At 77.7% G+C, this 300-nt stretch carries 1 protein-coding gene; it reads left to right on the top strand.

The window, feature by feature from the left end; translation table 11 throughout:
• A partial coding sequence (locus BEK98_RS47520; RefSeq protein ID WP_143684304.1) for a beta-ketoacyl synthase N-terminal-like domain-containing protein occupies positions 1-300 on the top strand: 300 nt, incomplete at both ends.

The following is a 300-nucleotide window of genomic DNA, read 5'->3' as shown; positions in this document are numbered from 1 at the left end:
TGGACTGGGCGGCGCGGGCGCTGCGCTCCGGCCAGTGCTCGCTGGCCGTGGCCGGCGGAGCCACCGTCATGGCCAGCCCGGTGCCGTTCGTCGCGTTCAGCAGGCTGCGCGGCCTGTCGCCCGACGGGCGCTGCAAGCCGTTCTCGGCCGCGGCCGACGGCACCGCCTGGGGCGAGGGCGTCGGACTGGTCCTGCTGGAGCGGCTCGCCGACGCCCGGCGCAACGGCCACCCGGTGCTGGCCGTACTCCGCGGCTCCGCCGTCAACGGCGACGGCGCGTCCAACGGCCTGACCGCACCCA

This window comes from Streptomyces diastatochromogenes (genome assembly GCF_002242805.1).
GTDB lineage: Bacteria > Actinomycetota > Actinomycetes > Streptomycetales > Streptomycetaceae > Streptomyces > Streptomyces diastatochromogenes.
Note: the sequence above shows the minus strand (reverse complement) of the source record. Positions and strands in the feature narration are given on the sequence as shown.